A 26,157-nucleotide genomic window follows, 5' to 3' on the forward strand; every position below is an offset into this window, starting at 1 on the left:
TACGCATAAAGAAGGCGGCGGGAGCAATCCCGCCGCCTTTCTTTTTGCCCGAAGCAGTCGCGATCATCGCCCGCGGACGACGATCTTCACTTTCTGGCCAGCCTGCAATGCTTCGTTGGCACCAAGCGCGTTCAGGACGCGGAACCTTTCCACCTGACCGTTGTCGAAAGCCATTCGCCTTGCGAGCGACTGAACCGTGTCGCCACGTCCGACGGTTACGACGTCAATCTGGCGCGGGATGATTTCCGCAGCTTCCACTGTCGAGATGCGGCGCATCGAATTGAACATCGAATTGAATGTGCCCGACTGGCCCGCAGGCGTGACAGCCGCGAAGTGGAATGCCTGATTGTTCGAGAATTCATAAGCGAACACAGTCACATCGACCTGGCTTTGGCCATTGTTGACTCTAGCCGTCCCATAAGCGGCGGGAATCCCGTTTACGGTTGTCCGCTGGATCGATGACGGGGCGATACTTTGCTGCTGACCCCCGAGAGCTGTAAACACCGAGCGGACATAGCTGTCGAGCCCACCCGAATAAGGTCCGGTGCTGAACTGCGCCTTCCCCTGCTGACCGTTGATCGACACAGCCCTCGTGCTGTTGACCATGTAATAGCCGTTGGGGACGCTGAACTTCAGCCTCAGGTCCGGGTGGATGAACTGGTTGCCTTCAATCACACCCTGCTGCGGATCGTCACCATACATGATGCCGTCGATCCGGCTAAGAAAGATGTCCCGATTTAGCGTACCGGTACCGGTCCCTGCCTTCTGCATCGCTGTCTGGACCCGGCTTTGCGGATCAGGGTGGGTCGATGCCCACTCCGGGATGCTGGCATTTGCGCGCCCCTGCAACTGCGCATCGAGCGCGTTTTGCGCTGCAAGGCTTCGAAGAACAGTTGCCATGGCACGCGGGTCGTAACCTGCAGCGTTGAGATACTGGATCCCAAGCTCATCGGCCTGGAGTTCCTGCGTGCGCGAGAATTTGAGCGTGAGAAGCTGGGTATATTGCGACCCCTGAGCGATCAGCCCGCCAAAATCGCCGCCAATCACTGAACCGACCACCTGGCCAAGCAGACCGAGCAGCGCGTTTTGCTGCGCCTTCGCCTGGCGCCGCTGCGAGTGACGCGCGGCAACGTGGCCGACCTCATGACCCAGCACGCCGGCAAGTTCCGCCTCGTTGTTCATCAGGCTGACGAGTTGACGCGTCGTGTAAATATAGCCGCCTGGTATCGCAAAAGCGTTGTTTACCGGGCTGTTGAGTACTGACACCGTGAAATCTTCGCGCGCGTTTCCGAGGCCCGACTGCACAGCGATATTCTTGCCGACCGACTCAATATAGGCAGCTTGCGGTCCTTGGTAGGTACCACCGAATTCCTGCAACAATTGCGGGTGATACTCAGAGCCTTGTTGCGCTTCCTGCTGAGTGATCGGCGCTGACGCGCTGGGTATGGTGCCACCCATACAGCCAGCCAGAGCAAGACTTCCGGCGGCAACCCCGGCATATGCGAGTGACTTGATACGAGCCATTGTGAACTCCTCTTTCCCAAATTTCCGATGCCGAAACCTTCTCTGGGCAGAGATGGCGCGCATGTTTCAGATGCTAAATGACTGGAAAGGGCGAGTGGTTCCAAAAAGCGTCAGTTTGCTGCCATCTGCAAAAAACGTTCTTCTCTCAAGCGCTTGAGAGCATCGGACGACAGCCCTTCAAGCGCATCAAGTTCGTCGTGCAAGGCTGTGCCGAGAGACTTGGCCGCAAATTCCGGGTCCCGATGGGCACCGCCAACCGGTTCTTTCACGATCCGGTCGATCACGCCGATTTTCAGCAAATGTTGCGCTGTGACCTTCATCGCTTCTGCCGCATCAGCCGCTTTTTCCGATGTGCGCCAGAGAATCGAGGCGCAACCTTCCGGCGAAATGACCGAGTAGACCGCGTGCTCGAACATCAGGACACGTTCTGCACTGGCCAATGCGACAGCCCCGCCAGAGCCGCCCTCGCCCACGATCGTTGCGATCATGGGCACCGGCAATGCAAGGCATGCTTCGGTTGCGCGGGCGATCGCTTCGGCCTGGCCGCGTTCTTCAGCTTCGATCCCGGGAAAGGCACCGGAAGTGTCGACCAATGTAACCACCGGAATGCCGAAACGCCCCGCCAGTTCCATCAGGCGGATAGCCTTGCGATACCCCTCGGGCTTGCCCATGCCGAAATTGTGCCGGATGCGCGTTTCGGTGTCGTTCCCTTTCTCGTGCCCGATCAGCATGACGCGCCTGTCACCTAGTCGGGCGAACCCGCCAAGGATCGCCTGATCGTCTCCGTACGCTCGATCACCGCCCAGCGGCATGAAGTCGTCAAAAATATGTTCGACGAAATCGCGAAAATGCGGCCGGGAAGGATGTCGCGCGACCTGTGTCTTTTGCCACGGCGTCAGCGACGAATAGGTGCTGGCAAGCAAATCCGCGCTTTTCTTTTCCAGCCGCAGCAACTCTGCCGAAATATCGACGTCATCATTATCGGCGGCGGAGCGCAGCTCAGCAATGCGAGCTTCAAGTTGAGCGACAGGCTTCTCGAATTCGAGGTAGGAAATCATGTTGGCTGCGCTAGTCCGATGTTCCGCGCTCTGCAAGCGGATGCCGTTCGTTTACAAGTGAAACGAGCCGGGCGCTGTCGACATGGGTGTATATCTGCGTGGTCGCGATGTCCGCGTGGCCGAGCATGGTCTGCAGGACGCGTAGATCGGCACCGCCTTCCAGCAAATGCGTCGCGAACGCGTGCCGCAGAACATGAGGACTGACCTTGGACGGGTCGAGCTCGGCCCGTACAGCCAGTTCCTTGAGCAGCTGGTAAAGCCGGATTCGCGTGAGATGTCCCTTACCCGAAGGGAAAAGGTATCCCGAATTTCCGCCGCTGAGTGCAAGCCATTTCGAAATGGCCTGCTTCGCGCGATTGCTCACAGGAACCATCCGGGCTTGCCCGCCTTTGCCGGTGACCGTCAGAAATGGCGCATCGCGCGGAACAGCCGATACAGGAAGAGAGACCAGTTCCGTCGCGCGCAAACCCGAACCATACAGCAGCTCAAGCAAGACCAGCATTCGCACCCGTGCCGGACTATTGGTCCCGGCATCTGATTCCGCGCGGCTGAACAGCTGATCCACTTCCGCGTGGGAGAGAATCTTGGGCAATGGCCGTCGCGGCAAGGGGCGCGGAAGGGCATGACTCGGGTCATCATTGCGATGGCCTTCATCGACGAGGAAGCTGAAGAATTGCCGCAGAGCCGATGACTTGCGCGCTATCGTCGACGGAGCGAATTCCGCCCACGCCTTGGCAACTTTGCCCAGCCGTTCGGAGGAAATCGTATCAAGTTGCCCAACCAGTTGTTCAGCGCCCTCAAGGTCGCGCCGATAAGCGGCTAATGTGTTTGCAGCGGCACCGCGTTCGGCGGCAAGCATCGCCAGAAAATCGTCGATTGCCGCACTCATGCACCAAGCGGTCCCGCAATCACGTCAGCCCCTTGCGACCGCCTCCGCGGCGATCATCCTTGCTTCTGCTTGCATCCCGGCACGGTTCAGTGCGGAAACGATGTGGTAGAGATGACGCGGGGTCATCTTGCTCCACCCTTCTCCCTGCATTCCGACACCGGCCAGATAGGCGACCAGCACCGGGTTTCGCACTTCGGCTGCACGGTCAATCAGCTGTGCCCAACGCGTCTCAGAACTCAGCGAGAAGCCGAGCTCATCGGCAATTTCATCGCGAACAGCGGGCGAAACGCGGCCCAGTCCCGCAAGTCCTGCGACAAGAAATTGCGATTTGATCTGCCCGGAGCTTTCATCATTGCTGCGGAACGACTCTATCTGTCCTTCCGTCACAGGATTGGTGCGATTGGGCTGTGCGAGAGCCAATTGCCCCCAGGCCAGACTGCCGTCGGGAACCACCGACGCCCACCGCATGGCATTCGCATCGAGGCCGGCTGAAAGCATCGAAGCAATCAAATCTTCGGCTCCTTCGAGCAAGTCCTCGCTTGGCTCAAGTCGCGCCGACGCATAGGCCGTGAGGACATAACGGCCAAAAGGATCTGCCTCCGCCCCGCCCCAGATTTCACGGATTGCCTCGGCACGGACCATCGCATCGTTGGCCACATAGGCATCGCGTAGTCGCGCGGCGGCGACGCGATGTGGGCCATCGACGCCCTGTTCGGCATGGATCTGGCTGAACAAGTCGACCATCGCTTGCGCAGACAGGATACCTTCACGGGCAGCACGCTCTGCCCCGTCCGCCCGCTCTGCCGGCGTCAGCATCGGCGCGACTGCAATGGTCCGCTGGAAATAAGGATCGGAGGAATCGGCCAAATTGTCCGGCAATTCCGCCCCGACCGCTAGCGCCAGAGCATGCCGCCACGGCGTGATCTCCTCGACATTGTCCCATTCGAGATTGACCGCGCGGCGTCCACCGCCGGCTGCCCCTGCGTAACGCTGAGCCAACAAAATATCGATTCGTTCGACAGGCCCTTCCGGTGCCAATCGATTAAGCACTGCGTTGGATCGGACGGTCTGCCCGGCATAGGCATAACAGATGCCCTGCAGCAGCTTCCATTGCGAATCTTCGCGCTTGCCGCCCTGAAGCTGAACCGATGGGCAGACCCCGGCAATATCGCTTGAACCAATATAAGCATCAATTGCCGCGTCGGTCAGCGCAGGGTTCCAGTTGCCTGTGTCGACATCCTGCACAAGGCTTCGAGCGACCCCGAACTCGCCGAGATTGTTGAGCGCCGTTGCACGCAGGGCCGCAAACTCTGCAGGAGCCATTCCGGCAGGAGTCTCAAGCCGGCTGGCGAGCGCCCGACGCAGCAAGATATGCCCCCAGCGTGAGACCACCGGCCCTTTCGTGCCGGCCAGTGCCGCGCGCACCAATCCTGCTGGCTGCTTTGCCAGAGAAGCCGCGGGAAATCCCCCTTCGTCCTTTGCCAGAACACCCACACGCTCCATCGAGCGCCGCGCTGCGGGCGGAATATCGTAACGGGGCTTCAGGCCCAGGAGTTCGTCGAGTTCCTCACCTTCCAGACCTTCAAGTTCTTCGACCGTAGGAAAGCCTGACGGCAAATTCGGGGCTGGGCCGATCGGCGCGGACGGTGCCGAGGGAATTGGCTGAACAACCGCCCCGCCCCCTGATGGCACAGCGGGGGTTGCAGGCGTTGCTGTCGTCCGGGGTGCAGGCGCCGGGCTCGGTGCTGGCGCAGGATCGTCAAATCCCGGCGGCAGAAGCGATTCGGGCTGTTCCTCCGCAAGAACCAGCCCTGATGTCATGGCAATGGCTGCCGCACCGATAAATACAAACTTCTTCACAACGCATCCTCGGGCAGCGGCACAGGCTGGGCTATTTCACGCAGCGGCTCTTCTCCTCCGTCGACCCATGCGACGAGGACAACAAGCCCGATTGCCAAGGCAGCGTACAAGCCAATTCTTGTTGCAGAGACGGTCAACTCGAAAAATCCTGAAACCAGCACAGTTGCGCACCACCTAGCCCATCTATAGGCGGAGCGGCAATGCAAGATGATGCTTCAACCCACCGCGCAACTCGATTGACCGATGCGGAGATTGCCGGGATCGCCCGCCGGATCGATCGGCCCGTGGTGCTTGTTGGCCTGATGGGCGCTGGCAAATCGACAGTCGGACGACGACTGGCAAATCTGCTTGGCACAGATTTCGTCGATGCCGACGACGAGATAGAAGATGCAGCGCAGCTGAGCATCGCAGAGATCTTTTCCGAGTTCGGCGAAGAGTATTTTCGCGATGGCGAACGCCGCGTGATCGCTCGTTTGATAGGCGAATCCGATGGCGTCATAGCGACCGGTGGCGGTGCCTTCGTCAACGATGAAACACGCGCCTTGATCCTGGATAAGGCGATCGCAGTGTGGATCGATTGCTCGATCGACACGCTGGTCGAGAGAACCGGTCGACGCAACACCCGGCCGCTCCTTCAAGGGGGCGATCCCGCGCAAATACTGAGCCGACTGCGCGCGGAAAGAGAGCCAGCCTATTCACAGGCACCAATCCGTATTGCAAGTGACGACGGCCCGCATTTGGAAACAGCCAATGCGATTATAGAAGCGATCGACCGATGGCTGTAGTTAAAGTCGAATTGGCCGGGCGCAGCTATGACGTGCGTGTAGCGTCCAACCTGCTCGAAAACATTGCCGTCGAAGCGGCGCATTTCGATCGCAAGCAGAGCGTCCCTGTTGTGGCCGATCGCAACGCGCGCAAATTTCACGGATCTGTAATCGAACAGGCGTTTGCAGACTCCGGCAAGCAGGTCGATTGGTTCGATGTCGAATCGGGTGAATCATCTAAAAGCTGGCAAGGCCTGCAAGACTTGACCGGCTGGCTGCTTGAGCGCGGCGTGGAGCGCGGCGATCACGTGTTTGCCCTTGGAGGCGGCGTTGTTGGCGATCTGACCGGCTTCGCCTGCGCCATCCTCAAGCGCGGCTGCGGCTTCGTTCAGATACCCACCACATTGCTCGCGCAAGTTGACAGCTCAGTCGGTGGCAAAACCGCAATCAACACTCCGGCGGGCAAGAATCTAATCGGGGCATTTCATCAGCCATCGCTAGTCCTCGCCGATCTTGCAACGCTGTCCACACTGCCCGACCGGGAAATGCGAGCGGGCTACGCAGAAGTAATCAAATACGGCATCCTCGGCGACGAGGCTTTCTTCCACTGGCTCGAAAAGAACGGCACAGATGTGCTCCAGCGCGATCCGGCCAAGCTGGAATACGCCGTCGCAACAAGTGTCTCGGCAAAAGCGCGGATCGTGGCGCAAGATGAGCGCGAGACCAGCGGGGTCAGAGCTTTGCTGAATCTTGGCCACACATTCGGCCACGCGCTGGAAGCAGAGACCGGGTTTTCCGACCGCCTCCTCCACGGGGAAAGCGTTGCTATGGGCATGATCCTGGCCGCAAGATACTCGGCAAGGCGCGATCTTCTGACGCCATCGGACGCTCAGCGCATTGCTGCTTCGATCGCGCAAGCCGGTCTGCCGGGCGAGGTTTCAGCGCTTGGTCTTGAATGCGACGGGGCCACCCTTGTCAGCCACATGTTGCACGACAAGAAAATGGACGCCGGCACACTTCCTTTCGTTTTGCTGCGCGGAATCGGCGCAGCATTTCTCGCGCAGGATGTCGATCTGAGCGATGTCGCAGCATTCCTCGACGAGCAACTACAGGTGCATTGACGTGGAGTTTTGCTGCGCACAATGCTTCGCAGCATGACACGCTTTATTGACCTTTCGATTCCGATCACGAACAACGTCGTCTCCGATCCGGACGTGATGCGTCCCAAGATCACCTACATGACGCATCAGGACACGTGGCAGCAGATTGCAGCCTTCTTCCCCGGTCTGGAAAAGGCGGACTTGCCCGATGGCGAAGGCTGGGCGGTCGAAATGCTCGAGCTGTCGACGCACAATGGCACGCACATGGACGCACCATGGCATTATCATTCGACGACCGACGATGGCGCGAGGCCTGCACCCAGCATTGATGAAGCGCCACTGGATCGTTTTTTGCGACCGGGGGTGAAGCTGGACTTCTCCGCAATGGCTGACGGCCATGTCGTGACAGCGGCAGAAGTCGAGGCCGAGCTAGATCGGATCGCTTATCAGCTTCAGCCCCTCGATATCGTTCTGGTGCAGTCAGGCGCAATCTACGGGACGGAGAAGTTCATCCATCAGGGCGTCGGCCTGGGAGAAGAAGCGACACTATACCTGACCGAGCAAGGCATCGAAGTCGTCGGAACCGATGCATGGAGCTGGGATGCTCCGTTCAGCCTTACCGCCCAGCGCTGGGCCGAAACGCGCGACCCCGGGATCATTTGGGAAGGCCACAAAGCGGGGCGCATCAGACCATATTATCAGATCGAGAAGCTCACCAATCTTGCTGCGCTGCCAAGCCACGGCTTTACCGTCAGTTGTTTCCCGGTGAAAATCGAGCGCGCGAGCGCGGGCTGGATCAGAGCGGTTGCAATGGTCGAGGATTGATCAATCGTCTTGCGATATCTGCCGGCGCACGAAACGTTTTCCTACAAGCGCAAATTCTGGTTCACTCACGGAATGGCATGTATGGAGAAACAACGCAGGTCTGGCGCGCCACGCCATAGCGACACTTTGCGGCTTGGATACCCCGGGGGGCTCTCTTTATACCCGCCAGACAATAAGAGCGTGTTTTATATCTATTTTTCAATGATCTAAGCGAAAACATCGAAGTTGACACGGTGTCAATTTCGTCAAGCATCTGTCAAGCCAGACCGTCAAAACAGACGCGAGCCGTCCGGAACTTTCACATCCGGCGCGAATAGCACGACTTCGCCATTCTCGTCCGCAAATCCCAAGGTAAGCACCTCGGACATTGCCGGTCCAATCTGGCGCGGCGGGAAGTTGACCACCGCGGCGACCTGCCTGCCGGGCAGTTCATCGATGTGATAGTTCGCCGCGATCTGCGCGCAGCTTTTCTTCTCGCCGATCACAGGCCCGAAATCGATCCGCAACCGGTAAGATGGCTTGCGAGCTTCCGGAAACTCCTCGGCCGCAACAATGGTCCCGATGCGGATGTCCACCTTGAGGAAACCATCGAACTCAATCTCCGGTGCTGCTGGAGCGTCGGGAGCGTGCAAAAGATGCATTATTCGAGCTCGAGAATTACCGCATCGACCGCGAGGCTTTCCCCTTCTTCGGCGTTAATCGTCGCAATAATTCCCTGCTTTTCCGCGCGAAGAATGTTCTCCATCTTCATCGCTTCGACTGTCGCAAGTGGCTGACCAGGCTGGACTTCATCGCCTTCGCTTACATGCAGCTTCATCAGCAGCCCGGGCATCGGACAGATCAGCATTTTCGAAAGATCAGGTGGAACTTTCTCGATCATATGATCGGCCAGATGCGCGACTCGGGTCGGAAGTATTCGCAGCTGATGCGACGCCCCACGTGTTGTTACCGCATAGCCAGTGCGCGTCGGCTTGAGCTGGATCGTCAGATCTTCACCCTCGATTCCGACATCGACCATCGTGTCGCCCGGAGTGTATTCCATGGAAAGCTCTAGCGGCTCACCATCAACAGTGATCGCGTCTTCTTCCAAGGCAACTGCGAAAGCAGTGCCACCAATCCAAACAGTCCAGTCACCAGGTGCATAAAGCTCACCGTCGAGCTGCTGATCGATCCGCCGCGCACGGTCCGCATCGGCGGTAGCAATGACGCCTGCCACCGCGGCAAGACCGCGCTGGAGATCATCGGATGCGGGCGCTCCGCTGAAGCCCTCGGGATACTCCTCCTCGATGAATCCGGTCGTCAGGTCGCCTGCACGGAAACGCTCGTGCTGCATGATTGCGCTGAGAAAATCGACATTGTGGCCGAGGCCTTCGATGTAGAACGCGTCGAGTGCCTGGATTTGCAAATCCGCTGCTTCATCGCGCGTTTCGCCCCATGTCACCAGTTTGGCAATCATCGGATCGTAGAACATCGACACTTCGCCGCCTTCGAACACACCGTCGTCGACGCGAGTACCATCGACACCCCGGCGACCGTTGGCGCTGCCATCATCGGTCCACCCCTGAAGCGGCGGCCGATAGCGCACGAGCCGCCCGGTGGAGGGCAAGAAACCGCGATAGGGATCTTCGGCATAGACGCGGTTCTCGATCGCCCAGCCATCAATCCCGATGTCGTCTTGGGTCATGCCCAGTTTCTCGCCAGCCGCGACACGGATCATCTGTTCGACCAGGTCAATACCGGTGATCGCTTCGGTAACCGGATGTTCGACCTGAAGCCGCGTATTCATTTCAAGGAAATAGAAGCTCTCGCCCGATGGATCGGCCCCGCTGACGATCAACTCAACCGTACCGGCGCTGTAGTAGCCGACGGCGCGCGAAAGGGCGACGCATTGCTCCCCCATCGCTTTGCGCATCTTGGGCGTGACGAACGGAGAGGGCGCCTCTTCGACCACCTTCTGGTGGCGCCGCTGGATGCTGCATTCGCGCTCGTTCAGATAGAGGATATTGCCGTGCTTATCGCCGAGGATCTGAATCTCGATATGGCGCGGGTTGAGAATGAACTTTTCCAGGAACACGCGCTTGTCGCCGAAAGAGTTGAGCCCTTCGCGCTGAGTTGCCTCGAAGCCTTCTTCGACATCCTTGTCACTATGTGCCAGTCGCATGCCTTTGCCGCCGCCACCGGCGCTGGCCTTCATCATCACCGGATAGCCGATTTTGTTCGCCCACATCAGCGCGTCTGCAGTGGTTTCGACTTCGCCTTCCGAGCCCGGCACTGTGTTGACACCGGCTTCCTTGGCCAACTTCTTCGACTCGATCTTGTCTCCCATTGCCGCAATCGCGCCAACCGGTGGGCCGATGAATTCGATCCCTTCAGCAGCAAGCGCTTCGGCAAAGCTGGTGCGTTCGGACAGGAAGCCATAGCCCGGATGCACCGCTTCTGCGCCGGTCTGCTTACAGGCAGCGATGATCTTCTCGGCTATCAGATAGCTTTCAGCGGCCGGCGAAGGGCCGATGTGGACTGCCTCGTCCGCCATGCTTACGAATGGCGCTCGGGCATCGGCGTCGGAATAGACCGCGACCGTCGCGATACCCATCCGTTTGGCAGTCTTGATCACGCGGCAGGCGATTTCGCCGCGATTGGCGATGAGGATTTTCTTGAACATCTATTGAGCTCTCTCCGACTCTCGACGCTTCGCATAGCCGATAAGCGCGTGCGCGTAAGCCCCTGCCCCGCGTCGTTCGCCTTCACCGGCCAGAAGGTCCTCCATCGCCCCGGCGAGGCGCGCGACATTCGGGCTGGAAAGCTCGCCCAGCGATGCGATATAAATTCCGATGGTGAACAGGATCGCTCCGGTTTCAGGCAGGCGGCGCAGGGTCTGGCGTTCGGAGCGGACGAACAGCGTCTGACCTGCGTTTTCTGGCGTGACATGGGCGAATGCAACTTCGGGCGGCTTGGCGACCCAGCGCCGCGCGCCGGTTGCGGCGATGAACCAGTTGGCGCGCCCATAGATCGCGCCTGGCTTCAGCTTGGCCATGAAGTGATCAACGCCGGTCGCGAGCTGCTCTTCGTACCCCTGGATCGGCGCATGAAGCGCGCGCAGCGGCAGGCCCAGCTTCTCGGCAGGCGTCCAGTCGGAGGGCCAGGCCACGGCCGCGCCGACGAGGCGGTATTGCTCCTCGCCCTCGCGGAGGGTCAGGAGGCACATGTCCTCGTGATGGTTGCGGGCCGCTTCGGGCAGGCCGCCGGAAAGACCGAGCATGGCGGCAAGTTCCGCGCCGGGAGCCTCGCCTTCAGGCGAAAGCTGGATGCCCTCGGGATAAGCAGCAAAACCCTCCGCGCGCGCAGCAAGGTCGGGATTGGGCTGGAGCCAATCGTCCTCGGTCAGCTTTGACAATCCAATTGCAAGCCGTCCGCCTCCGCGCGATTTGGGGAGAAGGTTGTCAACAGAGAAACCGAGCGGCATTGCAGTCTGTTCACCCCCGTTAATATCACGGGCCATCATCGCCGTTCGCTTCGCAGCCTGTCGTCAACCCATATTCTGCCAGCCAGTCCGCCGGCGTTGGCACGAGGAATTGCAGCGCCTGCGGAAGCAGCCGATGGAGCGCATCTGCGTGATGCACGCCCAATTTGCGCCCGTCGACGAAGCAGGTCTCATTCCCTGTTGTTTCCTTAAAGCGAAGTAGGCCCTCCTCGGTCGCACCGCCTTCGTCTGCCAGCGAGAGGAAAAACGGTGGCCGGCGTTGCCCCGCAACAGCCACGACATCGCGCGACAATTGCTGATCGTTCCACTGCATACTCGGCGACAGTGCCGCATATCCGTCGAAAGCATCAGGGTATTTTGCCCAGGTCTCGGCAACGAAGTGGCCCGCCGCGCTTTCTCCGACCAGAAATACGCGCCCATCGTCGCGATAATGTTTGCGTAGCAGCGGCAAGACTGCCTCCAATAGCCAAGTCCGGAATTGCTCGTTCTCTCCTGCAGTCGGATAGCGCTCAATCTCATTTGGATCCGCAGTGGTCGGCAGCAATTCACGTTGCCGGTCGACGGTCTCCACGCCGACGAAAATTGCCGGCTGGCTGCGGTCCCAAAGTTGATTCCAACGTTCGACGCCGAGCGCGAGGTAAAAGTCCTGCGATAGTCCGCCATCGAGCATCAGGATCAGCGGATAGGTGCTCTCGCCTTGTTCGTAGCCGCGCGGCAGAACGACGTTGAGACGCCGCTCGGCATCATGTGTCGTCAGCGTCAAGGACTCCCCGATTACGATCGGCTCAGCAGAAACGGGTTCATGCGCTGCAGCAGGAAGATTCAGGATGGCTGCCATGCCGATCGATGCGAGAAGCCATTTACTCATTCCGCCGCCTCACCAACCTCTTCGCCTGCAGGCGGCATATTGTGGCCCAGCAGCCGCAGCACATCCGCCGCGCACTCCACCACATTGCTACCCGGGCCGTAAATGCCCTGCACCCCGGCATCGCGCAGGAAGTCGTAATCCTTCTGCGGGATCACGCCGCCGGCGATCACCTTGATATCGGCCCGCCCTGCGTCGCGCAAATGACCGATGAGTTCCGGGATCAGCGTCTTATGGCCAGCCGCAAGGCTGCTTGCCCCCACCGCGTCGACATCATTGGCCAGCGCCATTTCCATCGTCTCGCTCGGAGTCTGGAACAGCGGGCCGGACAAGACATCAAAACCCATGTCGGCAAAGGCGGATGCGATCACGTTGGCTCCGCGATCATGGCCGTCCTGACCCATCTTGGCGACCAACAGCTTGGGCTTGCGACCCAGGCGACGTTCAACCGCTTTCACCCCCTCCAGCACCTGTTCATAGCGGTCATCGCCCTCATATGCTTCGGCGTAGATGCCGCGCACCGGCTGGGGCAGCGTGTTGTAGCGGCCATAGGCATCTTCCATCGCCTGACTGATTTCGCCCAAAGTCGCGTCGTGACGCGCGGCCTCCACCGCCAGTTCGAGCAAGTTGCCCTCACGTTGCGCCGCGCCGGAAGCAAGCGCTTCAAGCGCTGCCTTGCAGGCCGGTTCGTCGCGCCCTGCACGGACTTTCTCCAGTCGCGCAATCTGGCTGTCACGCACGGCGTGATTGTCGATATCGAGCGTGTCGATTTCGTCTTCCTTTTCGCGCCGGTATTTGTTGACGCCGACAATCACCGTCTCGCCCCGGTCGACGCTTGCCTGCTTGGCGGCGGCAGCGCTTTCGATGGCGGCTTTCGGCTTTCCGCTGGCGACATAGGCGGTCATCCCGCCTGCGGCCTCGACCTCGTCCAGCATGGCCTTGGCCTGTTCCACCAGTGCGGCGGTGAGGCTCTCGATGTAATAGCTGCCGCCAAGCGGATCGGCGACATTGGTGATGCCGGTTTCCTCCTGGATCACCAGCTGCGTGTTGCGCGCGATTCGGGCGGAGAAGTCGGTCGGCAGTGCGATCGCTTCGTCGAGCGCGTTGGTGTGGAGCGACTGCGTACCGCCAAGCACCGCCGCCATGGCCTCGATCGTGGTGCGGATGACGTTGTTATAGGGGTCCTGCTCCTGCAGCGACACACCGCTGGTCTGGCAGTGGGTGCGCAGCATCTTCGACTTGGGGTTCTGCGCCCCCAGCCCTTCCATCACGTCGTGCCAAAGCGCACGCGCGGCGCGCATTTTGGCGATCTCCATGAAGAAGTTCATGCCAATGCCCCAGAAGAAGGACAGGCGCGGCGCGAAGGCGTCGATATCGAGGCCCGCTTCTATCGCGCGCTTGGCGTATTCCTTGCCGTCGGCAATGGTGAAGGCAAGTTCCTGCACAGCCGTCGCCCCGGCCTCGTGCATGTGATAGCCCGAGATCGAAATGCTGTTGAATTTCGGCATGTTGGCCGAGGTATATGCGATGATGTCGGAGACGATCCGCATGCTCGGCTCGGGCGGATAGATATAGGTGTTGCGGACCATGAACTCCTTGAGGATGTCGTTCTGGATGGTCCCGGCGAGTTGCGCTTGCGAAACGCCCTGCCGCTCTGCCGCGACGATGTAGAACGCCAGCACGGGGATCACCGCGCCGTTCATCGTCATCGACACGCTCATCGTGTCGAGCGGGATCTGGTCGAACAGGATTTCCATGTCGCGCACGGTGTCGATCGCGACGCCCGCCTTGCCGACATCGCCGACCACGCGCGGGTGATCGCTGTCATACCCGCGGTGGGTGGCCAGATCGAAAGCAACCGACAGGCCCTTTTGGCCGCCTGCCAGATTACGGCGGTAAAAGGCGTTCGATTCCTCGGCAGTGGAGAAGCCCGCATACTGGCGAATGGTCCACGGACGGCCGGTGTACATGCTGGCATAGGGCCCGCGCGTAAATGGCGCGATACCGGGCACTCCGGGGTCGAAACCTTCCATATCATCGCTGGTGTAGAGCGGCTTGACGGCGATGCCCTCGGGCGTGTGCCAGGTCAGGTCGCGGCCCTTCACTTCCTTCTCGGCAAGGGGCTTCCAGTCGTCATATGTGGGCTTGTAAGTCATTGTATTCCTCACTCCTCCCCCCTTGCGGGAGAGGAAAGCGCAGCTTGGTCACGCCAGTGGCCTAGCGAAGCTTGGAGAGGGGTGGCAAGCGCCAACCGCCCTCTCCAACTGCGGCTAGCTGGCCAACCAGCAAGCCTTCGTATCCTCTCCCGTGGAGGGAGAGGAAATCATCAATTCGACCAGTGCGCGTTATCCTTGGGCGTTTCCATGATTTCGGTCAGCTGGCCCATCATGTCCTTGGGGTGGAGGAAGAAGATGGGAGTGCCATGCGCACCGATCCGCGTCGGGCCAAGAATGCGCTTGCCCAGACCTTCGAACCACGTGCGGGCGTCAGCGATGTCCTCGACTTCGTAGCAGACATGATGTTGCCCACCGAGCGGGTTCTTGGCCAAAAAGGTTGTAAGCGCGGATTGCTCGCCCAGCGGTTCGATCAGTTCGATCTGCGTGCCATGGGTGCCGCCGAGCCCGGGCGTATCGATGAAGCAGACCTTCACCCCCTGCTCCGGAAGATCGAACGGTTCATGCGCAATCGTCGAGCCCATGACATCGCGGTAATAGCGCAGCGATTCCGCGATCGAGGGTGTCGCGACGCCGATATGGTTGAGACGGCCTAGTTTCATGTTGCTCGCTCGACTAATTTATCCCTGAACGCCTCGACTTCCGCGATTGAGTTCATAGGCTGGCGCAGTGGTCCTATTTCTTGATCCTCAAATGCACCATGTTGGTATCCCATGCCTCGCAGGTGTTCTCTCGCCCAATCGAGTTCGCGCACCTTGCCAAACTCGGCGATGGCTTCGATTTTCTCCAACTCGCTTAGCCATTCCATGGCCAAAACTTGGCCAAACAGAAAACCGGGATTCTGTGCGATACTGGTTGGCCAACCAGATCCATCAGCACCGGCAGAGCTTGAAAGCTCATTTAGTCCGAGCCGAGCCACGACTTTGTCGTCAACCGTGTGTGGCAACACAACGAAAGCTTCCTCTAGCCACTTGCCTCCTTCATTCGGTTCGTGATGCCATAGGAAATGAGCGTCATTCAAATCGACGAATTCAAAGTTCTCTCTAACATGCCGACGAATGCGCTCTGCCACTAGGCGGGTCTTGCTCATTTTTGTCCTCACAATGGAATATTGTCATGCTTTTTCCACGGGTTCTCAAGCTGCTTCCCTCGCAGCTTCCTTAGCCCCAGCGCGATCCGCTTGCGGGTCGAATGCGGGTAGATCACCTCGTCGATATAGCCTCTCTGCGCCGCCACGAAGGGGTTGGCGAAGCGGTCTTCGTAATCCTTGGTTTTCTCGGCAATCTTGTCGGGATCGTCGCGGTCCTGGCGGAAGATGATCTCAACCGCGCCCTTCGCGCCCATTACGGCGATTTCTGCGGTGGGCCACGCGTAGTTCAGATCGCCGCGCAGGTGCTTTGACGCCATCACGTCATAGGCGCCGCCATAGGCCTTGCGGGTGATCACGGTGATCTTGGGCACGGTCGCCTCGGCATAGGCGAACAGCAGCTTCGCGCCGTGCTTGATGATGCCATTGTGTTCCTGATCGGTGCCGGGAAGGAAGCCGGGCACATCGACGAAGGTCAGGATCGGAATTTCAAACGCATCGCAAAAACGCACGAACCGCGCGGCTTTTTTCGAAGAATTGATGTCGAGCACGCCGGCGAGCACCATCGGCTGGTTCGCGACCACGCCTACGGTTCGCCCTTCGACACGGCCAAAGCCGACCAGGATATTGCCCGCATGGTTCGGCTGGATCTCGAAGAAATCGCCCTCGTCCAGCGTCTTCCGGATGACTTCGTGCATGTCATAGGGCTGGTTGGCATTGTCGGGGATCAGCGTATCGAGGCTTGGCTCTTCGCGGTCCCATGCGTCCGAGGTCGGACGTTCGGGGACTTCCTCTCTGTTCGAGAGAGGGAGGTAATCGAAGAAGTTCCGCGTCGCGAGCAGTGTCTCGATGTCGTTCTCGAAGCTGTTGTCGGCGACGGAAGTCTTTGTGGTGTGCGTCTTCGCCCCGCCCAGTTCTTCCTGAGTCACGACTTCGTTGGTCACCGTCTTCACCACATCGGGGCCGGTCACGAACATGTAGGAGCTGTCCTCCACCATGAAGATGAAGTCAGTCATCGCAGGCGAATATACCGCCCCGCCCGCACACGGCCCCATGATCAGGCTGATCTGCGGCACGACGCCGCTGGCGAGCACGTTGCGCTGGAACACCTCGGCATAGCCGCCGAGTGACGCCACGCCTTCCTGAATGCGCGCGCCACCGGAATCATTGAGGCCAATGACCGGCGCGCCGACCTTCATTGCCGTATCCATCACCTTACAGATTTTTTCAGCATGGCGTTTCGACAGGCTGCCGCCGAAGACAGTGAAATCCTGCGAATACACATAGACCAGCCGGCCATTGATCGTGCCCGATCCGGTGACGACACCATCGCCGGGGATTTTCTGGTCCTGCATCCCGAAATCGACGCAATCATGCTCGACATAGGTATCGAGTTCTTCAAACGAACCTTCGTCCAGCAGCACGTCAAGCCGTTCGCGCGCGGTCAGCTTGCCCTTGGCGTGCTGCGCGGCGATCCGTTTCTCTCCGCCGCCCAGTTTGGCGGCTTCGCGGCGGCGTTCCATTTCGGCGATATTGGCGGACATTCAGCCCCCTGCATTCTGGTTGTTATGTTTGCTCGCCGGAGCCTTGCCGCGACCATTCCGCAGGGTCAAGCGGGAGGGCGTGGAGGCCGGGTCAAGAGCTGATTAGAAGCGGATCATCAGATTGCGGGCAAGCGCCGGAGAGATGCTCTCGGCCACCCGCAGCATTCTGACCTGCCCGATATTCGCTTCCGCGCTGTTCTTCTCGATCGCGGTGACGATCTGCCGCGCGCATTCGGCAGCCGGCATCTTGCTCAAATCATTGTCGGCATTCATCTGCGTGTCGACCACAGGCGGCAGCGCCTCGATCACATGAATGCCGGTCCTGGCCAACTGGTGGCGCAGCGCAAGCGTGTAGGACCGCAGTCCGGCCTTCGTCGCGCAGTAGATTGGCTGGCGGCTTGCCGGGGCAATCGCCAGCCCGCTAGTCACGTTGACGATCGCAGCCTCGGGCCGCGATTTGAGGGTTGGCATCAGCGCGGTAATCAGCCGGATCGGCGCCTGCAAATTGGCGTATATGCCGTCGTCCGTCGCATCGGCATCGGGAGCGCCCTTGCGAAAATCGTAGGCAATCAACTGGCCCGCGTTGTTGATCAGGATGTCGATCTCACGCTCACCCAGTTCCGCGACCAGCGCATCAACACCCGCGGCATTGGAAAGATCGGCACGGATTGTTTCGAATCCCTCGCCCCGCATCGCATCGAGCCGCTCGATATTGCGCCCTGTCAGTACGACTGTCCCGCCCTTTGCCTTGAGTTGGCGCGCCAGTTCTTGCCCGATCCCCGCTGTCCCGCCTGTCAGCAAAATGGTCTTGGCAGTGATATCCATCAGACCTTCACCACGCCTTTTTCGATCAGGCTCTTTGCACAATCGATGATGCTCTCTTCAGCGGAGCGTGTTTCCCAGCCGAGACGCTCTTTCGCATGCGTAGCATCGGTGTTGCGGGTCTTGCCGATCTCTCCCTTGATCGATTTCACGCCCGGGTTGAACAGGCTGAGGACCGAGACCATCCAGTTCGGCATGATCCGCTTCGGAACTTTCTTCGTCTGCTCCGGCGGCAAGGCTTTGCGGATGACCTCGGCGATCTCGATAATTTTCATGAACCGGCCCGAGGCCAGGAAACGCTCATTGATCAGGCCCGGTTCTTCGAGGCAGCGCAGGTGGAGCTCGGCACAATCTCGCGTATCGACGATGGCAAAGCCAAGATCGGGAGCCATCGGCATGGACCCGTCGAGCACTTGTTTGACCGCCTCCACCGAAGGCGAGAAATCCGGATCGTCGACCGGACCGAGTACCATCGACGGATTGACCGACACGAATTCCATGTCGCCGCCCTCCGCAGTGACCCAGTCCCGGGCAGCTCGTTCGGCGATTGTCTTGGATTTTACGTAGGGATAGACATCGGGGTGATCGACGTCGGTCCAGTCATTTTCGTCTACGGTGTAGACTTTCTCGTCACGCCCGTAAGCGACTGCCGCCATCGAGCTGGTTTGCACGAACCGCTTCACTCCAGCACTCTTGGCGAAGCGCAGGGCCCGAAGTGTCCCTTCGCGAGCGGGCACGATCATTTCGTCTTCATGCTTTGGCGTGGAGACAGCGATGGGTGAAGCGACATGCGCGCAGTGGGTGCAGCCCGACATCGCTTCGGCCCAGCCCTTGTCGCTCATCAGTTCGGCCTCGAAGACCTTGAAGCTGTCATCGTCCGGATCGCCGACCCGCTGGCGCAGGGCGTCTTCGCTTTTGGCCTTGTTGCGCACTGTCGCGTGGACCTTCCAGCCCTTCGACAACAATTGGCGGATCAATTCGCCAGCAATATATCCCGTGCCGCCCGTTACAAGAACCGTTCCAGCCATGCCTTTTCTCCCTTGGGCGAAAGGCTAGCCGGAACGGTTTCTAGCGGCAACTTACTTCAGCAGAACCAACTCTTCGGCCATGGTCGGGTGGATCGCGGTCGTGGCGTCGAAATCGGCTTTGGTCAGGCCGGCCTTCACCGCCACTGCGGCGGCTTGCATGATCTCCGGGGACTCGGGACCGATCATCCCGATCCCGAGTATTTTGCCTGTGCCGGCTTCGCAGATCATCTTGTAAAGACTGCGTTCGTTCCGTCCCGCGACGACATTCTTCATGGCCCTGAAGTCCGACTGGTACACTTCAATGTCACCAATCTTGTTGCGCGCCTCGCTTTCGGTCATGCCGACAGCGGCAATCGGTGGATGGCTGAACACAGCTGCGGGAATAACTGTATGGTCGACTGCCACAGGCTCGCCGCCGCCAAAAACAGTGTCGGCGAACGCCTGCCCCTCCCGGATAGCGACCGGGGTCAATTGAACCCTGTCGGTAACGTCGCCCACCGCGTAAATGTGGTCCACGTTGGTTTTGCTGAATTGGTCGACAATCACTTCGCCCTTGTCGCCCAACTGGACACCTGCTGCGTCTAGGCCGAGCCCTTCCGTGTTGGGCACACGCCCGGTGGCGAACAGCACGCAGTCGACTTCCAAATCATCATGATTGGTCATCGAGACGTTGAGGCAGCCTTCGTCGGTTTTTTCGATGCCACGAAATTCCGCGTTGAAGCGAAAGTCGATGCCTTTGGCGATACTGATCTGAAGCAGGCGGTCACGCAGTGAATGATCGTATCCGCGCAGCAATGTGTCCGAGCGGTTGATGATCGTCACCTTCGCTCCGAATTCGTTGAATATACCGGCAAACTCGTTGGCGATATAGCCGCCGCCCGCAATCAGGACCCGTTCGGGGATAGCGTCCAGATGGAAAGCTTCGTTGCTGGTAATGCCCAGTTCGTGGCCATCGCAGCCTGGCACATGGGGCCGCGCGCCGGTTGCGATCAGGATATGTTTCGCGCTGACAACCTTCCCGCTGGCCAGAGTTATTTCATGTGCGCCGGTCAGTTCTGCACGCTCATGAAATATGTCGACGTCATGGTTTTCCAGCGTTTCGGTATAAAGGCCCTCGATCCGGCTGACGTCGTTCAAAACGTTGTCGCGAAGCTTGACCCAGTCGAATGTGCATTCGCCGACATCCCAGCCAAATTGCTTGGCGTCTTCCAGATCTTCCGCAAAATGTGCGCCATAGACCAGCATCTTCTTGGGCACGCAGCCGCGGATCACACAGGTTCCACCAACCCGGTGTTCCTCCGCCAGGCCAACCCGCGCGCCATGCGCGGCAGCCACGCGCGAAGCCCTTACGCCGCCCGATCCTGCGCCGATAGTGAAAAGGTCGTAGTCGTATTCGTCGGCCATGCTGGAACTCCTGTTTGCGGCGGCGATATGGACCGTCGAATGATCCTTGCCAACCGCCCACTCCGCCGATCATTCGGCGGAGCCGGGCTTCGGGTTACAGCGTTTGAAACAAGTTAGCGGTTCCCGGTGCCGCCGGACCGGCCGCCGCGGCGCTGGCGATTGCCACCGCCGGGTTTGCCCTGACCGCCAGCTGCCGGGTTACCTTTGCGCGCAGGATGCTTTTGCTTCGGACGGCCGGCGCGAGGTGCGCCGTTCTTCGGCCGGGGATTCACCCGCGTACGCTGTTTCTGCTCACGTTTCGTCGGGCCGACACCTTCGACCACTGCACGGAAATTGTCCGGCAACGGAAGCCGTTCGAATTCTGCATCGGTGAGCTTGCGAATATCCTTGAGATAGGCCCGCTCGTCCTCGGCGCAGAAAGCGATCGCGATGCCGTCCGCTCCGGCGCGCGCGGTGCGGCCGATGCGATGAACATACTGTTCCGGCACGTTGGGCAATTCGTAATTGATCACGTGGCTCACACCGGGAATATCGATCCCGCGCGCGGCAACATCGGTCGCAATCAGGATTGGCGTCTTCGCCCGCTTGAACTCATCAAGCGCGCGCTGGCGCTGCGGCTGGCTTTTGTTGCCATGAATTGCATTGGCCGGAATGCCGCGCTGTGAAAGCTTCTTCACAATGCGGTCGCAACCGTGTTTGGTCCGGGCAAAGATCAGCACGCGTTCGAACTTTCCGGGCACCTGATGTCGTTCGGACAGCATGAGTTCGAGTAGCGATTGCTTTTCGTCCTGCTGAACCATGAACAGATATTGATCGATCCGCTCTGCAGTCGTGCTTTCGGGTGTTACCGAGACTTGCACCGGATTGCGGCAATACTGGCTGACCAGTTCCTTGATCGCCTTCGGCATGGTTGCGCTGAAGAACAGCGTCTGACGCTCTTTCGGTACCAGCTCGTTAATCTTGCGGAGCGCGTGGATGAAGCCGAGATCGAGCATCTGATCCGCTTCGTCCAAGACGAGGATTTCGACCTGGTCGAGCTTGAAAGCTTTCTGGTCGATCAGATCGAGCAGGCGCCCCGGCGTAGCGACAAGAATATCGGTCCCCCGGTGCAGCTTGTTGCGATCCTTGCCGACAGATGTGCCGCCGACAATGGAATGCACTTTGAGGCCCGCCATCGCGCCATAATCTTTGGCCGACTGGGCAATCTGCCCGGCCAGTTCACGCGTCGGAGCAAGCACGAGCATGCGGCAGCTCTTGAAAGGTGTCTGCTTGTCGGCGTCGCGCAGACGGTCGATGCTCGGAAGCATGAACGCAGCGGTCTTGCCGGTACCGGTCTGAGCGATACCCAGCAGATCACGACCTGACAGCACTGGCGGAATGGCCTGCGCCTGAATCGGGGTCGGCTCGGAATAGCCCTTCAGGTCGAGTGCCTGAAGCACGGGTTGCGACAGACCGAGCTGGTCAAAAGTGCCGAGCTCGTCGGAATTGGTAGTCATTGGTTTGTATCAAACTCGCAATATATGCGGCGCACGACTTGCATTCTGGCGGATTCCGGATGGAATCATCGCGCGGCGCGGGTGTCAAAACGACCCGCGTGAAAAGGGAAGTCCTTGGGAAAATCGACCGAAACGCTGCCGGGGCGGTCTTTGTAACAGTCCGCCAGTTCACGCTGCAATGCGTTCCGATGTGCCGCATGTGGTCGTGCTGCAGTGCAATGTCAATCAATCATTCGCCGGACGTTGGGAATTCAGCAAGGTTTTGCAGCTACGTAGCATCACGCAAGGGAACCGGGCAGCTGGCCCGAGAGGACTGACGGTCGTGATCGAAGTTGAAATCCAGAATGAAGAACGCCAAACGCAGGACCGCCTGCGGTTCTCCGCTGTTCCTCGCATTGGTGAAGGGATTCGCCTGAAGGAGCCGAATGGCTTCTGGGCTTCTTACGATGTGCTCGATGTGTGGTACCAGAAAGCCGAATATGGCGAGGTCTGGGTGCCCTATCTCCATGTCCGGATGACACCGGCAGACAGCGAAGCTTCGACGGCGGCCAACGATGCCGAAGAGAACGAGCGAGAGGTCGTCCCATTCAGAACCTGATCAAACGCCAGGCCCCATCCTCTCCCGCCCCGTCGGGAGCAAGGACGGTAGGAACCATCAACGAAAAACCTGCGGCAGCACCCGCCGTGCACGCCCCGAAGGCGCCGCGCCGCGCACTGATTGTCGACGACAGCCGCATGGTCCGCCGCGCATCCCGCGCGATCCTGCAGGAGTTCGGCTACGAAGTGACGGAAGCGGAAGATGGCCAGGAAGCCCTCGCCCGGGTGAAGGCCGACGGAATGCCCGATCTGATCACGCTCGACTGGAACATGCCCAACATGTCCGGCATCGAGACCCTAAAGGCGCTGCGAGAACTTTACGGCGACGCCGTACCGAGAGTGATGTTCTGCACCACCAATTCCGACGCGATCGATATCCACAAAGGCATCGACGCCGGTGCAACCGAGTGGATCGTCAAGCCGTTCGACAAGGCCAGCATGCAGGCAAAACTGGAGAAGATCGGAGCTATTTAAGCCCCGCCGCCGCTAGCAGCGCTTCCGTACTCGAATCGAAACTGACATCGCCCGTATCGATGTCATTCGCCATTTTCTTGCCCAGCTCTACGCCAAACTGGTCGAACGGATTGATGCCCATCAACACCGCATTGGCAAATGTGCGGTGTTCGTGAAAGGCGATCAGCGCGCCGAGCGTCGCTGCGTCGAGATCATCGCACAGCATTGTCGCGCTTGGCCGGTCACCCGGAAACGCGCGCGCGGGGTCCTTCCCATCCTCGGCCATATTGCCACCCGCCATCAGCGCCGCGCCTTGAGCGAAGCAATTGGTCAGCAAGATACGGTGATGCGCCGGATTCAACTCATCGCCGGGCGCAATGCTGGCGATGAAGTCGACCGGAACCAGGTGCGTGCCCTGATGCAGCAACTGGAACACCGCATGCTGCGCATCGGTGCCCACTCCGCCCCAGGTGACCGGTGCGGTCGCGCCTTCGACCGGATCGCCTGACGTTTTCACGCGCTTCCCGTTCGACTCCATTTCGAGCTGCTGAAGATAGTCGGGGAGCAGCGACAACCTCTCGTCATAGGCAAAACAGGCGCGGGTCTGGCATCCGCGTATGCGCGTATAATACTGATCGGCAAAGGCTGCGCGGAGCGGCAGGTTGGCTCGCCCTTCGGTGTCGCGAAAATGCTCATCCATCGCCTGACCGCCGGCCAGCATCGCTTCGAACTCGTCCCACCCGGCGGCGATCGCGACCGGGAAACCGATCGACGACCACAACGAATATCGCCCGCCTACACTCTCAGGAAACGGCAGAATTCGTGTTTCATCGACACCCCAAAGCACGGCCGCTTCCGGATTGGCGGTCAAGGCGACGACCCGGCCAGAGGGATCGCTGACACCGCTGTCCGCCAGCCATTTCAGCGCACTGTCAGCGTTGGTCATGGTCTCGATCGTAGTGAAGGTCTTTGAAGCGACCGCGATCATCGTGGTAGGCGGATCGCATGCAGCAAACGCCTGCTCCAGCGCCAGCCCGTCGATATTGGATACGACATGGACATCGACCAATTCGAGATCTCGTGTCAGCGCATCGACCGCCATCGCCGGCCCCAGCGCGCTGCCGCCGATCCCGATATGGATCAGATGATTGACTTCACCGAGTGCTCCCTGGTGGATAGCCTCGACCAGCATCTTCATCCGCAAGTGCAGCGCGGCAGCTTCTTCGACAGAAGCCTCTGCTCCCACGCCCCTTTGCGCGATATGCTCGGCGGCGCGGCCTTCTGTGACATTGATCTTGGCACCAGTCAGCAACTGGTCACGCTGCTCAGCAAAGCCGGAGGCGCTGGCAAGCTGTTCGAACAGCGCCAGCAGCTTGGCATCGAGATGGGTCTTGGACCAATCGAAGCGGATACCGCCAGCCAGGTCCCCTTCCCCCCATTCCAGTCTGGTGCTGAGTAGATCAAGCCGGCCATCTTCCTCGAACAAGGCCGAAAGAGTCCGCCGACTATGGTCAGCCAGTTGTTTCCAGATCGCGGCGGTATCGGCCATGCGCAAAATTTCCTTTTCCCTCTTGCTCTTCGGCGAGTAGGGAACAGCGCCATGATTGCAAAGACCAAGAACGTGCACGGATACGAATTCCGCGCTGAGACCCTTCGATGACTGAAGCGACAGCCGACGCAGCCAACGCGGACGATCCCACCCAATCGGGATCGGGCGACAAGCCCGAGAAGAAAGAGGACAACTTCTTTGTTTTCCTGCTGAAGCTGGCCGTTATCGTGCTGGTTTTCCGCAGCTTCTTCTTTTCGCCATTCAACATTCCTTCCGAGAGCATGCTCCCGCGTCTGATGAACGGTGATTACCTGATCGCGTCGAAGTGGGCGTACGGCTACACGCAGCACTCGCTGCCCTACAGCGCCCCGCTGATACCAGGCCGGGTCTTTGGCGGCACACCCGAACGCGGCGATATCGCTATCTTCAAACACCCGGTCGACAAAGCCGATTACATCAAGCGCGTAATCGGTGTGCCGGGAGACATGATCGGAATGCGCGAGGGGCAGGTCATCCTGAATGGTGAACCTGTTCCCAAAGAGCAGATCGAGGACTTCGTCATCCCGCTTTCGCCCAACACAAGATGCAATCCAATGGGAGAGCAGATCACCACCGAAGACGGCGATGCATGCCGTTATACCCAGTTCCGCGAAACGTTACCTGGCGGCAAGAGCTACAATGTTCTCGACTTCGGTCCAACGCCGCAAGACAACTTCGGCCCGATAGCTGTGCCGGAAGGCAAGGTCTTCATGATGGGCGACAATCGAGACAATTCGCAGGACAGTCGCTTCGCTGCCGTTTCCGGCGGCGGTGTCGGCTTGATCGACCAGGAACTGCTTGTCGGCCGGGCAGAAGTGCTGATGTGGTCGACCGACGGAAGCGCTGAATGGCTCTTGCCGTGGACATGGTTCACAGCCTTGCGCGGCAGCCGCGTGGGCGATGGCCTGTGAGTGAACTCGGCGCAAAATCGCGCGCATGGTTGGAGCAACACGGCTTCAAATTGCACGGCGAAGCCATCTGGCTCGAAGCGCTGACGCATGGCAGCACAGGTGCCGAACGCGATTATCAGCGGCTGGAATTCCTGGGCGACCGGGTGCTCGGGCTTGCTACCGCAGAATGGCTGTTTCGCCACAGCAACGGTGCCGAAGGCAAGCTTGCTCAACGCCTGAACGCATTGGTCAGCAAGGGAGCTTGCGCGGCTGTCGCGCGTGAAATCGGAGCAAGCGAACATATCTACCTTGGAAAGCAAGCGCGGGATGATGGTGCGGCGGAGAGCGAGAATGTCCTCGGCGACGTGATGGAATCGCTACTTGGCGCAAGCTTCATCGAAAACGGGTTCGATCAGACCCGCGGAGTAATTTTGCATCTGTGGGCCCCGCTCCTTGGCGGAACGGCAGGGATTGCAAAGCACCCGAAAAGCGCGTTGCAGGAATGGGCCGCCGGAAACCAGCGTCGCCCCCCCAAATATGATCTACTCGAACGCTCCGGACCTGATCACAAAGCAAGCTTTACGGTGCGAGTGGCCGTTCACAACGTCGGCGACGCGGTAGCCACCGCAAACAGCAAGCAGGAGGCCGAAACCGAAGCGGCCCGTCAATTCATGGAGCGTTTTGGTTGACCAACAACACACAACAGAA

Annotated in this window: 24 protein-coding genes; 7 read left to right on the plus strand and 17 right to left on the minus strand. The window is 59.6% G+C overall.

All coding sequences use genetic code 11. The features are described 5' to 3' along the window. Positions 1 to 63 precede the first annotated feature (63 nt). From E0502_RS14170 to E0502_RS14185, 4 genes are all read right to left on the minus strand, one after another. Positions 64 to 1,524 (minus strand): M48 family metalloprotease, encoded by a 1,461-nt coding sequence (locus E0502_RS14170; RefSeq protein WP_137678624.1) that lies wholly within the window; start codon positions 1,522 to 1,524, stop codon positions 64 to 66. Positions 1,525 to 1,634: 110 nt separating this feature from the next. Beyond that, positions 1,635 to 2,582 (minus strand): acetyl-CoA carboxylase carboxyltransferase subunit alpha, encoded by a 948-nt coding sequence (locus tag E0502_RS14175; RefSeq protein ID WP_137678625.1) that lies wholly within the window; start codon positions 2,580 to 2,582, stop codon positions 1,635 to 1,637. A gap of 10 nt (positions 2,583 to 2,592) precedes the next feature. After that, a complete protein-coding gene (locus tag E0502_RS14180; protein ID WP_137678626.1) occupies positions 2,593 to 3,471 on the minus strand; it encodes a tyrosine recombinase in 879 nt (292 codons plus the stop codon). 24 nt (positions 3,472 to 3,495) lie between these two features. Next, the gene (locus tag E0502_RS14185; RefSeq protein ID WP_240049118.1) at positions 3,496 to 5,331 is read right to left on the minus strand and encodes a hypothetical protein; all 1,836 of its coding nucleotides are present in this window, start codon (positions 5,329 to 5,331) and stop codon (positions 3,496 to 3,498) included. A 200-nt stretch (positions 5,332 to 5,531) separates the two neighbouring features. On the opposite strand from E0502_RS14185, the gene E0502_RS14190 reads away from it, so the two are divergent. The 3 genes from E0502_RS14190 to E0502_RS14200 are packed head-to-tail and all read left to right on the plus strand — an operon-like array spanning position 5,532 to position 8,020. Beyond that, positions 5,532 to 6,116, plus strand: coding sequence for a shikimate kinase (locus tag E0502_RS14190; RefSeq protein WP_137678627.1), 585 nt, complete (start codon positions 5,532 to 5,534; stop codon positions 6,114 to 6,116). Continuing rightward, positions 6,107 to 7,216 (plus strand): 3-dehydroquinate synthase, encoded by a 1,110-nt coding sequence (gene aroB / locus E0502_RS14195; protein ID WP_137678628.1) that lies wholly within the window; start codon positions 6,107 to 6,109, stop codon positions 7,214 to 7,216. The genes E0502_RS14190 and aroB overlap by 10 nt, the downstream gene beginning before the upstream one ends. A gap of 33 nt (positions 7,217 to 7,249) precedes the next feature. Beyond that, the gene (locus E0502_RS14200) at positions 7,250 to 8,020 is read left to right on the plus strand and encodes a cyclase family protein (protein WP_137678629.1); all 771 of its coding nucleotides are present in this window, start codon (positions 7,250 to 7,252) and stop codon (positions 8,018 to 8,020) included. A gap of 269 nt (positions 8,021 to 8,289) precedes the next feature. On the opposite strand, the gene E0502_RS14205 is transcribed toward E0502_RS14200, so the two are convergent. The 12 genes from E0502_RS14205 to E0502_RS14260 form a co-directional block, all read right to left on the minus strand. Further along, positions 8,290 to 8,661: a tRNA-binding protein gene (locus E0502_RS14205; RefSeq protein ID WP_137678630.1), complete on the minus strand. Its 372-nt coding sequence runs from the start codon at positions 8,659 to 8,661 to the stop codon at positions 8,290 to 8,292. After that, positions 8,661 to 10,682, minus strand: coding sequence for an acetyl-CoA carboxylase biotin carboxylase subunit (locus E0502_RS14210; RefSeq protein WP_137678631.1), 2,022 nt, complete (start codon positions 10,680 to 10,682; stop codon positions 8,661 to 8,663). Before E0502_RS14210 ends, E0502_RS14205 begins: the two co-directional genes overlap by 1 nt. Beyond that, the gene (locus E0502_RS14215) at positions 10,683 to 11,414 is read right to left on the minus strand and encodes a heme-dependent oxidative N-demethylase family protein (protein WP_476704104.1); all 732 of its coding nucleotides are present in this window, start codon (positions 11,412 to 11,414) and stop codon (positions 10,683 to 10,685) included. Positions 11,415 to 11,508: 94 nt separating this feature from the next. Beyond that, positions 11,509 to 12,369 (minus strand): alpha/beta hydrolase, encoded by an 861-nt coding sequence (locus E0502_RS14220; protein ID WP_137678632.1) that lies wholly within the window; start codon positions 12,367 to 12,369, stop codon positions 11,509 to 11,511. Then, entirely contained in the window at positions 12,366 to 14,522 is a 2,157-nt protein-coding gene (gene scpA / locus E0502_RS14225) for a methylmalonyl-CoA mutase (protein ID WP_137678633.1), read from the minus strand. The genes E0502_RS14220 and scpA overlap by 4 nt, the downstream gene beginning before the upstream one ends. A 170-nt stretch (positions 14,523 to 14,692) precedes the next feature. Next, positions 14,693 to 15,142, minus strand: coding sequence for a methylmalonyl-CoA epimerase (mce, locus tag E0502_RS14230; protein ID WP_137678634.1), 450 nt, complete (start codon positions 15,140 to 15,142; stop codon positions 14,693 to 14,695). Next, positions 15,139 to 15,630: a hypothetical protein gene (locus E0502_RS14235; RefSeq protein WP_137678635.1), complete on the minus strand. Its 492-nt coding sequence runs from the start codon at positions 15,628 to 15,630 to the stop codon at positions 15,139 to 15,141. Before E0502_RS14235 ends, mce begins: the two co-directional genes overlap by 4 nt. An 8-nt stretch (positions 15,631 to 15,638) precedes the next feature. Next, on the minus strand, positions 15,639 to 17,171 hold the full coding sequence (locus tag E0502_RS14240) for an acyl-CoA carboxylase subunit beta (protein ID WP_137678636.1): 1,533 nt from the start codon (positions 17,169 to 17,171) through the stop codon (positions 15,639 to 15,641). Between the two features lie 102 nt (positions 17,172 to 17,273). Beyond that, positions 17,274 to 17,996: an SDR family oxidoreductase gene (locus E0502_RS14245; protein WP_137678637.1), complete on the minus strand. Its 723-nt coding sequence runs from the start codon at positions 17,994 to 17,996 to the stop codon at positions 17,274 to 17,276. Next, complete coding sequence (locus tag E0502_RS14250) at positions 17,996 to 19,021, minus strand: NAD-dependent epimerase/dehydratase family protein (protein WP_137678638.1); 1,026 nt, start codon at positions 19,019 to 19,021, stop codon at positions 17,996 to 17,998. The genes E0502_RS14245 and E0502_RS14250 overlap by 1 nt, the downstream gene beginning before the upstream one ends. A 51-nt stretch (positions 19,022 to 19,072) precedes the next feature. Beyond that, positions 19,073 to 20,425 carry a glutathione-disulfide reductase gene (gene gorA / locus E0502_RS14255; RefSeq protein ID WP_137678639.1) on the minus strand — a complete coding sequence of 451 codons (1,353 nt, stop codon included), beginning with the start codon at positions 20,423 to 20,425 and terminating at the stop codon, positions 19,073 to 19,075. Positions 20,426 to 20,538: 113 nt separating this feature from the next. Next, complete coding sequence (locus tag E0502_RS14260; protein WP_137678640.1) at positions 20,539 to 21,921, minus strand: DEAD/DEAH box helicase; 1,383 nt, start codon at positions 21,919 to 21,921, stop codon at positions 20,539 to 20,541. Positions 21,922 to 22,243: 322 nt separating this feature from the next. Here E0502_RS14260 and E0502_RS14265 point away from each other — a divergent pair, with 322 nt between their 5' ends. Next, positions 22,244 to 22,519, plus strand: a complete 276-nt coding sequence (locus E0502_RS14265; protein WP_240049121.1) for a hypothetical protein — start codon at positions 22,244 to 22,246, stop codon at positions 22,517 to 22,519. Between the two features lie 86 nt (positions 22,520 to 22,605). Then, on the plus strand, positions 22,606 to 22,992 hold the full coding sequence (locus E0502_RS14270; RefSeq protein WP_240049123.1) for a response regulator: 387 nt from the start codon (positions 22,606 to 22,608) through the stop codon (positions 22,990 to 22,992). Here the strand turns inward: E0502_RS14270 and pgi are convergent. Then, positions 22,985 to 24,520, minus strand: a complete 1,536-nt coding sequence (gene pgi / locus E0502_RS14275; RefSeq protein WP_137678641.1) for a glucose-6-phosphate isomerase — start codon at positions 24,518 to 24,520, stop codon at positions 22,985 to 22,987. The genes E0502_RS14270 and pgi overlap by 8 nt on opposite strands. A 107-nt stretch (positions 24,521 to 24,627) precedes the next feature. Here pgi and lepB point away from each other — a divergent pair, with 107 nt between their 5' ends. Together lepB and rnc are read left to right on the plus strand one after the other, a co-directional pair. Continuing rightward, entirely contained in the window at positions 24,628 to 25,470 is an 843-nt protein-coding gene (gene lepB, locus E0502_RS14280) for a signal peptidase I (protein WP_137678642.1), read from the plus strand. After that, entirely contained in the window at positions 25,467 to 26,138 is a 672-nt protein-coding gene (rnc, locus tag E0502_RS14285; RefSeq protein ID WP_240049125.1) for a ribonuclease III, read from the plus strand. Before lepB ends, rnc begins: the two co-directional genes overlap by 4 nt. The last annotated feature ends 19 nt before the right edge of the window (positions 26,139 to 26,157 follow it).

The organism is Parerythrobacter lutipelagi (assembly GCF_005434975.1).
Classification (GTDB): Bacteria; Pseudomonadota; Alphaproteobacteria; order Sphingomonadales; family Sphingomonadaceae; genus Parerythrobacter_A; species Parerythrobacter_A lutipelagi.